This window comes from Pseudomonas sp. HK3 (assembly GCF_052920985.1).
On the sequence record NZ_JBREXD010000002.1, the window covers coordinates 523,212 to 535,750 of the forward strand.

General features: G+C 42.7%; 5 protein-coding genes. 1 reads left to right on the forward strand and 4 read right to left on the reverse strand.

The window, feature by feature from the left end; all coding sequences use genetic code 11:
* Positions 1-246: 246 nt before the first annotated feature.
* Positions 247-690, reverse strand: coding sequence for a flagellar export chaperone FliS (gene fliS, locus ACU6U9_RS13390; protein WP_446735527.1), 444 nt, complete (start codon positions 688-690; stop codon positions 247-249).
* A 274-nt stretch (positions 691-964) separates the two neighbouring features.
* Here fliS and ACU6U9_RS13395 point away from each other — a divergent pair, with 274 nt between their 5' ends.
* Positions 965-3,034 carry a methyltransferase domain-containing protein gene (locus ACU6U9_RS13395; protein ID WP_446735528.1) on the forward strand — a complete coding sequence of 690 codons (2,070 nt, stop codon included), beginning with the start codon at positions 965-967 and terminating at the stop codon, positions 3,032-3,034.
* A gap of 83 nt (positions 3,035-3,117) precedes the next feature.
* On the opposite strand, the gene ACU6U9_RS13400 is transcribed toward ACU6U9_RS13395, so the two are convergent.
* From ACU6U9_RS13400 to ACU6U9_RS13410, 3 genes are all read right to left on the reverse strand, one after another.
* Positions 3,118-5,325, reverse strand: coding sequence for an HzsA-related protein (locus ACU6U9_RS13400; RefSeq protein WP_446735529.1), 2,208 nt, complete (start codon positions 5,323-5,325; stop codon positions 3,118-3,120).
* Positions 5,306-7,030 carry a TolB family protein gene (locus ACU6U9_RS13405; RefSeq protein ID WP_446735530.1) on the reverse strand — a complete coding sequence of 575 codons (1,725 nt, stop codon included), beginning with the start codon at positions 7,028-7,030 and terminating at the stop codon, positions 5,306-5,308. The genes ACU6U9_RS13400 and ACU6U9_RS13405 overlap by 20 nt, the downstream gene beginning before the upstream one ends.
* 332 nt (positions 7,031-7,362) lie before the next feature.
* Positions 7,363-12,261, reverse strand: a complete 4,899-nt coding sequence (locus ACU6U9_RS13410; RefSeq protein WP_446735531.1) for a PKD domain-containing protein — start codon at positions 12,259-12,261, stop codon at positions 7,363-7,365.
* Positions 12,262-12,539: the final 278 nt, after the last annotated feature.

A 12,539-nucleotide genomic window follows, 5' to 3' on the forward strand; every position in this document is an offset into this window, starting at 1 on the left:
AAATGACGATAAAATTTTATTGTTATTATTTATAAGCAAAGTAAATGATATTTTGTCATTTACCTTGCATTAGCTTATTAGTGTCAAAAAAAATGAGATCTGTAAACCATTTTCTTCAATAGGTTCAAAATATTTTTCTAGCTAGTTAGTTGTTTTTTAACTGTTTAATTCCTATAGCCCATATAATACGGGGGCTATAATAAAAAAGGCCTTGACGGCCCTTCTTAAAATATTGGCGAGTACTAACTAGACTGACAAGTGATTTTGCTCAGGTGCTGGCTGCAATTTGCCTTGACCTTTAATCTCTTCATAGCTTGCACGAATGCCCTCCCAGCCGGTTTTCACCTCGGACAACAGTTCCATAACCTCATTTATGATCACGGCGTCGTTTTTAGTATTCGCTTCAAATAAGCGACGTGCCATATAATCATACAGGCGTTCCAGGTTAGCACTGATTTCACCACCCCTTTCATGATCCAGTGACTCTTGAAGCGCACAAATAATATCGATTGCACGTCCAATTTTTTCATTTTTTGCCGCATAATCTTTCTTTTCTATGTAGGTTTTTGCCATAGAAAGCCGAGTAAGTGCCCCTTCAAGTAATAGTTGAATTAGCTTGTGTGGATCAGCTTCCATCACTTCTGTTTGCAAGCTAACTTGACTGTATTCCTTTGCGCCTTTTGTATACATACTCATACCCCTCAATTACTACATAAAGGTAAACGGCCTTTGTCTGAATATCTTTAATAATTATTTAAAATAGATTGATTTGGCATAGTAACACTACGCCACAGCGGTACGATTTCCCACTAAAAGCGGCAAGCCTCTGCCCCTTTAAAACGGATCGAGTCCACACATAAAACACCTAACCAATTGAAATATAAGCAATATTTTTCATGGCACAGGGTGTGCTTATAAGGAAATATCATAGCAATCGCTGTTATCGTAGCGAAAGGATTTACCCATGGCTCTTAGCAACAGTGCAAATCCAAAACAGGACAAGCTCAGTCGCAAAAAATTAAGCTTAATTAATGAGCTTAAAAAGCAGACGTTTTTGTTATTTGATGAAACCCAAAACCATCATGATCACAAGGTGCGTCAACAAGCATTAAAAGGTGCCAAATCTTTTATCATGCAAGCACTGGATATCGCACCGCTGGATGGTGATAGTCTTAATCTTTTAACAAGGATTGAGCTGGAATCCGGTCAATTCGAAAAAGCGCATCACGCTATCGAACAAGCCTTAACCGAACACCCTCAAAATGCGGGCTACTGGTACAGTGCCGGTCACGTTGCACTCGCTTTACATGATTTTAATGAAGCCGAACAAGCATTTAAGCAAGCCATTGCACTGGCGCCGAATCAAACGCGCGCAGAAGTAAGCTTGGCTTACACCTTGGTTGAGCAGGGACGAAAAGTTGAGGCTTTTCAGTTATACAGGCAACTGGTCAAAACAAACGCCCAAGATGTACAAATTCGTAGCCGCCTACTACACAGTGCACAGGGATTAGTAGCCGATTATTATGATCCAGAACTTGAACAAGATTTAATTAGTTATTTAAATTGGGACGATCTCAATTTGAATCAGCTCTCTCATTTATGCTGCAGCGTTTTAATTTACAAGTTCAAATTGAACAATCAAGGCAGCGCCTCTTCATTTAATGATATGGCTAACTCTATTTTATTATTGAAAACGTTACAAAATACTATTATTAAAAATGAGTTACTTGAGAAGCTAATTATTGCGCTGCGCCAAGAATTATTGGCCCATGCCAGTAAAAAAGGCCGCTTAATTAATCAGTATGTGCCGTTATGTGAAGCCTTATGCCAATATGCATTGAACAATGAATTCTTAATGCCTTACACAGAAGCTGAGCGTTCAATGGTGTTAACGCTTAAAACCATGATTGAACAATCATTAACACAATCGGGCTGCACACCCACTGATATATCTGGTGCACTCATGCTGTTTGCCATGTATGAATCTTGGTACACCATAGACAACCATAAAATTTTATTCGATTTTGATAATAGTAGCTGGCCTGCTATTAGTTTTGATATAAAAGTGGCGCATGATCGCTTACTGCATGAACAACATTTCGAATTTAATGCAATGACTTCGATATCAGAAGGCAATCCCCACGAAGTTAAAACACAATATGAACGCTTCCCTTATCCAAGATGGCAGTTTTTAGACAATAAAAATGTCACGAATTATGGTCGGGCACTTCAGCATGAGTTTCCATGGATTAACGTGCCGACGTCTATTTTATCGCAACCATTAAATATTTTAGTGGCAGGCTGTGGTACAGGTCGTCATGCACTGAATGTTGCAAAATACTTTTACAACACCCATGTAACAGCCTTAGATATTAGCGAAACCAGTTTAAGCTATGCGTATAAAAAATCCGCTGAATTAGACATTGAAAATATTGAATTTCATTTAGCCGATTTAACCAAGCTTTCAAAACTAGACAAACCATTTGATATTGTAGAGTGCTCAGGTGTTTTGCATCACATTCAAGATTATAAGACGGCATTAAATGGTTTACTGTGCAGCCTAAAGCCAAATGGCTTTTTAAAATTATCGCTATACAGCAAACGGGCTCGTAAACCGGTTTATCAAATTCGTAAAGCCTATAAACACGGCGGCATCGAAAAAAATGAGCAAGACATTCGAATATTACGCCATGCTATCTTTGCTGATGACAAAATCGAAGATAAACATCTAATTACCGAATCTGATGATTTTTACAGCATGAGCGGCGTGGTGGATTTATTACTGCATGAATATGAAGTAGGCTTTACACCAAAATCGATTAAAGCATTATGCGACACACATCAGTTGATGTTTTTGGGGTTCTCTAACCTGGATACGCAACTAAAAGAGTCATTTAAACAATTTATTGGCTCTGATTGTGCGCTAGACAATCTAGACCAATGGGAATTATTTGAGAAAAAACACCCAAACACATTCAGCGCTATGTTCCAATTTTACTGCCAGTACAAGCCACAATTAAAATCGATGAACTAGCCGCCTAAAACAATCACCATAAAAAAAGCCCCGTTAATCAAAGATTAACGGGGCTAAAGTTAGACCGCTATTATTTTAATTTTTTACTTGGGTGACCCCATATCTAACCATTCAGCAATTAACTTACGCTCTTGTGGCGTTAGCATATTTTTATGTTGTTCCCATACATTTTGTTTAGCCACTTCTACTTCAACTGGACGGAAAACCCAGTGCTTGTGATCGCTATCTTGTGCAAACACATCAAAGAAGTTTGCACTGCTAATGGCACCTAAAGGATTCATCAATGACTGACCGTAACAGCTAAAGCAATCGTTTTCTGGCTGCATAACAAACGGCGCTTCAACATAACGACGGCAGTGACTGTCGCTTACTTCGCTAAAGGTAGACGCTAAGTACATGTAAGTACGATTATTATCAAACAGCGCATTATAAGACGCTAAGCCTTCCGGCTGTGAACTAAAGTCACTTAAATCTAAACTCGTAAAACCACGATTATCATGACAGTCAACACAACTGTTACCGGCTTCATTGCGTGTCACGTTATTCCACAATGGTTTGATGTGCTGCTCGTAAGAAATACTGGCGACACAATCTGTTGCAGGATTCTGCTCACATGCTGCATTAGTCGGTGTTTGTGTGGTAAGTGCATCATAGCCAAGAGAAATTGACTCGTTTGCAGTTGCACTGTCTGGTGTCCAGTAATCATTGTAAGTCATGGTCGGCATTAGCTCACCGACGTAACCCGCATCAGCAAATAATGCTTGAGCCATAGTTTGACCCAACGCCTGCGCTTCAATTTCACCTGACGTATTAGCGAACGTACCTAACTGGGTTGCGCCAGCATTAACCGATGATTTGGTGCTATTAACGTTAAAGCCATTAAATTCCTGTTGCTCTTCTTCTGCCGCTTGCAACCAACCAGCGTAGCGTTGCATATAAGTGTAAGGAAATTCGCTTGCTGCCATTTGACCAGATTCGTTATTCAACGCTTTACCTTGCTTATTTACCACTTCAAAGGTGTAACGCGTATTAGCCGGGATCTGAAACATAACAGAGCCATCAGGTTGAATCGGCGCGTATCCATTAAGAACCAATTGCTCGTCAACGTTTTGAGTGTAAACACGAACAAAGCGTTCACTGCGTTGATCCATTGGCAATGCCATTGGGTTCGCGGCTAAACCTTGTGCACTCATGTCAACACCGTTTAGATCATAAACAGAACGAATATGAACAGTGGCTACCACGGCATCTGGCTCAGCCGGTAATGGCTCTTCAATTAACGTCACATCTACGTTTACTTTTTTCGTGGCAGTAGTAATGGCGTTATTGTCGGTATCGGTATCTTGCACTTTAGCAATTACGTTTAAGGTAAAGTCTGCAGCCAGCGCTTTATCAAGTGTAATAATCGCTTGTGATGCACTGGTATCTGATAGTGTCCATGACAAGTCTGAATTCATTACGGCATTATTAACAATGGCACCTAAAGGTAGATTGTTTAACGTGATACTTTCAATTTTCTCTGAGCCATCTGTATCCACCAAACCAGCCGTCAAATTAATAATAACTTGAGAGCCAGAAATAACGTCGCCATCAGTATGTGCAACCGATTGGAAATTGTTATACACCAATGAACCGCCTGACTTAAATTTAACAGTACCAGAACCGGTGCCTTGAGCGATGTGTTGATCAATAATCTGCGATGCAATGATCAATGTGTTGTTGCCTGCGTCACCGGTAATCGAGGTGTTTTTTGCATTACCCCAACCTAAAACACTGACACTATCATTGCCCTCACCCATCGACACACTGCCAGCATTGACTTGCGCGCCAGTGATAATGAAATAATCATTACCTTTAGTGCCATTTGATACTTTATTGGCCTTAAGCTCACCCAATGTTTTGTTTTCACCTTTCTGAGCTTGGTTAATCAGTGCATGGGCATCTTCAAGTGACGCGTTGAGCGTTGGCTTATCGGCAGCTGCATTCACTGTGATGCTTAAAGCACCCGCGCGAGTTTTCGTTACATCACCTTTGGTAAAGGTCACCGATGTTGTCATCGCAACATCATTACCGCTGTGCAATACAGGTGTAAATGTTAAACCGGTTAATTGGGCTGGCGTCATGACCCAAGTGCCATCACCTTGATTCTCGCCGGCACTAAACTGAGCACCGATAGGCGCATTGCTAATTTTAACGGCACCCATGATTCCAGCATCAATCCACTCTTGGAATGGCGCAAGGTCAATATTAAGTGCAGCAATAACATCTTCATTAGTTGAAGCAAGTTGCATTCACTGACGCACCTAATGTTTCAGGGTCAACTGGATCAGTCGGATCAGTCGGATCAGTCGGATCAGTCGGATCAGTTGGATCAGTTGGATCAGTCGGATCAGTCGGATCTGTTGGATCTGTTGGATCTGTTGGATCTGTTGGATCTGTTGGATCTACTGGATCAGTCGGATCTGTTGGATCTACTGGATCTACTGGATCAGTCGGATCTGTTGGATCTACTGGATCTACTGGATCTACTGGATCTACTGGATCAGTCGGATCGGTTGGATCAGTTGGATCTGTTGGATCTGTTGGATCTGCTGGATCAGTTGGATCTGTTGGATCTGTTGGATCTGTTGGATCTGTTGGATCTGTTGGATCTGTTGGATCTGTTGGATCTGTTGGATCAGTTGGATCTGTTGGATCGGTTGGATCTGGATCAACTGGCTTAGGCTTCTCAACCGTCTCATCAAATTCTAAGTTATCACCAAGATTTGGATAGGCTAATGCAATGTCGGTATACACACGATTTTCACGTGCTTGTAGAACGGGCATACGGGTATTGTTTTTAGGATCGTATACCCAAATACCATAACGTGAATTCACACCGCTCAAATCATCGGTTTCTTTACATAAACGGTATACGCCATTGTCTGACTTCATGCACTGCGACCAGCTCACCAACAAGCGATCCGTACCGTCACGGTATGGCCAAAACGCACTGCTCCAACCGTTTGTTTCAACCGCATCAGCGCTTAATTTAATGTCGCCGCCGTTAAGTGGCTGCGTTTTTAAGAACTCATAGACCGGGCCGTTTTCAGTGGTTGATTTGGGTCCGACTAATTTAACAATTTGACCGCCCAGCATTGGGTTGGCTTTGTTTTTAACAATGCTGAATAAATGGCCATCACCACCTTGAATCACATCACTGAAAACCAAATCCGTTAAGTTACTTTCTTTGTCATTTACAAATAATGTATCAAATAGAGGGGTACTATTTTCACCATTAGGCGCACTGCGAAACATCTGAGCAGCCGGTTGTACACTGGCACCGGCTGTTAGGTTACTAGTGCCGGTTTCCACTCGCATGAACACCATGTGACCATCTTTTAATGTCGTCGCCCTGAAATCACTGGTTTGGTTTTCGGTCGGTACACGCTCAAGGGATTCGCCATCGCGGTCCATACTGAACAGCGCGCGGGTTTGTAAACCATTACGATCAGAGGTAAAAACGATCTGACCATCGTTGGTATACGTTGGGTCACTGTCGTTACCGGCATTGGCTTGATCAAGTGATTCGATAATGCGATGGACTGTGCCGGCTTTGAATTCGTATTCGTATAGGTTCCAAGTGTCTTCAATGTTGTTCGTGCGCGCACTGAACACCAGGTAAAGACCATCACTGGATACGTTTAAATCTTTAACATCGTATTCCACACCTAAGAACAATTGAGCAAGAATGTCTTTTTCAACTGCGTTACTGCTGATGCTGTCGCGCACATACAGTTGAGCACCTGGCTGAAATGCATCGCTTTCATTCAGTGCTAACGCTTGCTGTTGTGATGCGATATCTCGAGACACATACGCAAAAGGCGTCGACGAAGCAATGGCCGCTTCTTGACCACTTTCATCCCCCGTTTGCAGCTCTTCACCACAGGCTGTCACAAGACTTGCGATCGCCAGCGGCATAAATATTTTTTTCTGTACAAAACTCAAGCAAGACATGAGTTCAACTCCCCTTTTATCATGTGCTTATTTTGGCACTAGTTGAGTTACAGAAACGGTATACGGTCACAATAATGTTTCTAAGTATTTAGAATTAGATAAAAAATGTTACAGAACGTGACTGAGTTCAAATCTAGATACGGAACATACACAAATGTAAACAATCACTAACACCCGTAATACTGGGCACAACGGCATCAAAACTAAGCCAATAGAAAGACAAAAACCCGCAATAACGTAACAAAAAAATGTCACTTTATTGCGGGTTTCATGTATCTAAAAAGCTAAATTAAGGTGCTACAAAATAAAATTATCAACACCTAAAAAGCCCGTTATAAGTTTTTATCAATCGCGTTTTGAATGGCAATTTGTACTTTTTCCCACCAGTCGTGATCGCCGTAACATGTTGCGCCCGCCTGATCAAAGTGCCAGAAAAGTGCAGACTCGTATAAGAACTCGCTGTTGTTTTTAACCAACAAACCAGAGTACTTAACACCACGATCAATCAACTGCACAAGTGAACCATCGGCCAAGATAATAAAACTCTTAAAGTCGTCTGGCTGTTGCAGCGTTAATTGAGTCACTGGGTTACGTGAGCCATCAAACAATTCACGTTTCACAAGTTGCATGGTTAATGCACCGTTTCTCCAGCGACCGTTATTATTGATATAACGACCATTACTGCGTCTTGTACCACGAATACAATCGGTTTCGGTTGGGTGCAATCCACCCTCAACAATGGCCAAATCATTAAAGCTCTGACGCAATGTACCGGTTGCCTTTATTTTGTTTGTGGTGAACACAAGTGAATCACCATCATCATCTAACAACTCAGACACACCATCCCAAGCGGCCAGTTTTTGATGAATCATTTTTTGGTACTTCACCATATTCCAATGCTTATCACCAATCGTAATCGTCGCACCCGGTGATAAATCAGCATTGGCCACCAACACGATAAACTCTTGTGATGGGTGCGTGTAATACACGTCATCAACATTATTTAGACGGGTTCTTGAGCCACCTGCAATATCAAAAAAGTCTACATAGTTACGATCAACATCGTCATCATACTTATGCTCGTGCACATCCGTATCACCGCCTAGACCGTCGGCTCTATGACCATAGTTCGGACCATATGGGCTATCAGTATCCACATCAATATGACCTCCTTTTACGCTATCATCACAATTCACGGTACACGGCTCAACGTATTGACAGTCAGGTGTATTGTTAAAGCTTTCCAGCACACCTTTAAGCGTTTCAACATCACCGTTGTCTTGACTCGTAATGACACACTGGTTCATGTAAACATCACCCTGAAACACTTTCTGCTGAAGCGCTTGCTGCTGCGAACGCGTTAAGTTCTGCATCGCGCCATTTGCCATATTTAATCGAGCAGCCATCCACTGAAAGCCTAACTGCGTCCAGCTATCAGCCGAAGATTCACTTTGGTTAATCAAATCAACCCAACGAACATCACAAATTAAATTATCTTCGTCTTCAAGATTTAAACCTTCTGGCCAATCTGTTCTTTGGTATTCATTCAGCGCATAACGGCTGTGTGTTTTCCAATAACCTTGACCATAGCATTGGCCTGCTACTGGAACTTCAGTCGCTGGGCGGCAATCTTTTAATGCAGTAGCAGGATCATTATCACAAACCGGTGGCTCACAGTTTGGATACGTATCGTCATCTACATTGTAATCACAGCTAGGTAAATCAGGCACTTTCATTACTTCAACACTTAAAGAGGTACGAGCACTGGCGCGTGTCTGCTTCTTAGTATTAGGGTCGGTATCAAGCGTATTGGCTTCGATAGCTAAGGTGAAACTCGCAATCGTATGCTCACTCAACGTAATCGTTAGTGCTCTGTCATTTGTATTAATCAATGACCAGCTACCGTCCATATTGAGTACAGCGTTACTTACAATAGAACCTAAAGGCACATCGCTAATTTTAAGACTGCTCAGTACTTCAGAGTCATCAAGGTCAACCAAATCAGCATCAATGAAGATATCTAAAGCTTGCTCTGCAACCGCTGGTATTTGAGTTCCTTCTTTTAGAGCAGCTTTTAATAGTGGTGCGTCCGCAACTGCATTAACAACCACATCAACCTGCCCAGTAAATACTTGCTTTACGCCATTTAACTCAACACTGAGTGATGTCAACATAGAGAAGTCTTCACCACTATTTACAGTCGGTGTAACCTTTAAGCTTGCAACATCAGCCAGCGGGACCGCCCAACTGCCGTCTACGTTTTTAGTACCAGCACTCAGTACGGCACCAGCAGGCACTTTCGTAAAGATCATATCGCTCATTACCGCAGCGCTGTCCGATGCCTTAATTTGAGTCAGCGCCAAGCCAATTTGAGCATCTTCATCGGTGCGCACAGCAGATGATAATAACGCAGGGTTAATTTGATCTACCGGGTCAACTGGATCTACTGGGTCTGTAGGGTCTACTGGGTCTGTCGGATCGACCGGGCCACAGATAACCTCTTCTTTATAGGTAATGATAAATGACGTAATTTTAGGATCTTTGAAGAAGTTATACTCAGTTCCTTCTCGAGAGAAGAAGCTAGCTCCCGTTAAGTCTTCACCTACAGGGCTTTGCGATGTAGCACGCACAGCGATCGTGAATTCTTCGCCACGGAACGGACCAATCACACCACCATCTGTGTTATACCAATACTGGTAATCACCAATATAATGTTGACGCGATGCATCAGCATCAACTGTATTCAACTCATGACCGTCATCAGATAGAATCACTTGGTCAACTGAAACACCGGCTTCATTAAGGTTATTATCAGTGAACACCTCAAAATACACCTTATTATCACTTTGCCCGGCTGCGTCTTTGTTAAAGAAGAAGTATAGGAAAAGGTCACCGCTATCAATCTGCCCACGGGTTTTAATCGCATCGTTACCGCTATATCCAAGCGCTGCATGATCGGCTTTTGACTCATAAAAGAAGATATGAGCTGAGCTATCCTTCGGCTGTGGAAGCGCATCATTAAACTCATCGCCTAAGAACGTTGGGTGCGCTGAAGCACTATAGTAGTCATAACTCGCATCTGGCGTATTCGCGCCTTGGAATGAAGTAATATTACCTAAAAACGCATCTTTGATTAGTTTATTTGGGTTGTTTACACTTTCAATCGCCGACCAAACAGATAGCTTTTTGCCTGACTCACAAACCTGTCCATCAACAACAGCTTCAATCATTACAGTGTCAGATTCACTAACACTCTTACCGTCATTCACCGTTAACTCAATGACATAAAAGCCTTTCTCTAACAATGTCAAACTAGGCTGCTCAGCCGTGGCATCCGTTATGATATTAACGTTACCTTCTACTGGTGAGCTGATCACTCTCCAGCTATAGGTCAAAGCATCACCATCAGCATCTGAACTGGCACTACCGTCAAGCATAACACTCACACCAACCTGCTGACCTAGCACATCCAAACCCGCATTGGCGATAGGCGCACTATTCACAGGATCAGTCGGATCGGTAGGATCGGTTGGATCGGTTGGATCGGTTGGATCGGTTGGATCGGTTGGATCGGTTGGATCGGTTGGATCGGTTGGATCGGTTGGATCGGTTGGATCAGTCGGATCAGTTGGATCAGTTGGATCAGTCGGATCAGTCGGATCAGTTGGATCAGTTGGATCAGTCGGATCTACTGGATCTACTGGATCTACTGGATCTACTGGATCTACTGGATCAGTCGGATCTGTTGGATCTACTGGATCTACTGGATCTACTGGATCAGTCGGATCGGTTGGATCAGTTGGATCTGTTGGATCTGTTGGATCTGCTGGATCAGTTGGATCTGTTGGATCTGTTGGATCTGTTGGATCTGTTGGATCTGTTGGATCTGTTGGATCTGTTGGATCTGTTGGATCAGTTGGATCTGTTGGATCGGTTGGATCTGGATCAACTGGCTTAGGCTTCTCAACCGTCTCATCAAATTCTAAGTTATCACCAAGATTTGGATAGGCTAATGCAATGTCGGTATACACACGATTTTCACGTGCTTGTAGAACGGGCATACGGGTATTGTTTTTAGGATCGTATACCCAAATACCATAACGTGAATTCACACCGCTCAAATCATCGGTTTCTTTACATAAACGGTATACGCCATTGTCTGACTTCATGCACTGCGACCAGCTCACCAACAAGCGATCCGTACCGTCACGGTATGGCCAAAACGCACTGCTCCAACCGTTTGTTTCAACCGCATCAGCGCTTAATTTAATGTCGCCGCCGTTAAGTGGCTGCGTTTTTAAGAACTCATAGACCGGGCCGTTTTCAGTGGTTGATTTGGGTCCGACTAATTTAACAATTTGACCGCCCAGCATTGGGTTGGCTTTGTTTTTAACAATGCTGAATAAATGGCCATCACCACCTTGAATCACATCACTGAAAACCAAATCCGTTAAGTTACTTTCTTTGTCATTTACAAATAATGTATCAAATAGAGGGGTACTATTTTCACCATTAGGCGCACTGCGAAACATCTGAGCAGCCGGTTGTACACTGGCACCGGCTGTTAGGTTACTAGTGCCGGTTTCCACTCGCATGAACACCATGTGACCATCTTTTAATGTCGTCGCCCTGAAATCACTGGTTTGGTTTTCGGTCGGTACACGCTCAAGGGATTCGCCATCGCGGTCCATACTGAACAGCGCGCGGGTTTGTAAACCATTACGATCAGAGGTAAAAACAATCTGACCATCGTTGGTATACGTTGGGTCACTGTCGTTACCGGCATTGGCTTGATCAAGTGATTCGATAATGCGATGGACTGTGCCGGCTTTGAATTCGTATTCGTATAGGTTCCAAGTGTCTTCAATGTTGTTCGTGCGCGCACTGAACACCAGGTAAAGACCATCACTGGATACGTTTAAATCTTTAACATCGTATTCCACACCTAAGAACAATTGAGCAAGAATGTCTTTTTCAACTGCGTTACTGCTGATGCTGTCGCGCACATACAGTTGAGCACCTGGCTGAAATGCATCGCTTTCATTCAGTGCTAACGCTTGCTGTTGTGATGCGATATCTCGAGACACATACGCAAAAGGCGTCGACGAAGCAATGGCCGCTTCTTGACCACTTTCATCCCCCGTTTGCAGCTCTTCACCACAGGCTGTCACAAGACTTGCGATCGCCAGCGGCATAAATATTTTTTTCTGTACAAAACTCAAGTACGACATGAGTTTAACTCCCCTTTTAACATGTCCCTATTTTCGCATCAGTTCGGCTATAGAAACGGCATACGGTCACAATAATTCATATAAACATTTACAATTAGATACGCAACATTACAAAACGTGACCGAGTTCAAATCTACGATGTGAATATAAGTGAGGGTGAGTGTTTACTAATCTTTTACTATCAAAATTGATTGTTTAACAATCAGCGCAGAAAAGGATCAAACAGACAATAAATAGGAGCTATTTAGCCTGAAAAACAGTACGTTTTTCAGGCTAAA

Coding starts and splice junctions, on each gene's coding strand:
- fliS (WP_446735527.1), bottom strand. CDS start 690: ATGTATACAAAAGGCGCAAAGGAATACAGTCAAGTTAGCTTGCAAACA.
- ACU6U9_RS13395 (WP_446735528.1), top strand. CDS start 965: ATGGCTCTTAGCAACAGTGCAAATCCAAAACAGGACAAGCTCAGTCGC.
- ACU6U9_RS13400 (WP_446735529.1), bottom strand. CDS start 5,325: ATGCAACTTGCTTCAACTAATGAAGATGTTATTGCTGCACTTAATATT.
- ACU6U9_RS13405 (WP_446735530.1), bottom strand. CDS start 7,030: ATGTCTTGCTTGAGTTTTGTACAGAAAAAAATATTTATGCCGCTGGCG.
- ACU6U9_RS13410 (WP_446735531.1), bottom strand. CDS start 12,261: ATGTCGTACTTGAGTTTTGTACAGAAAAAAATATTTATGCCGCTGGCG.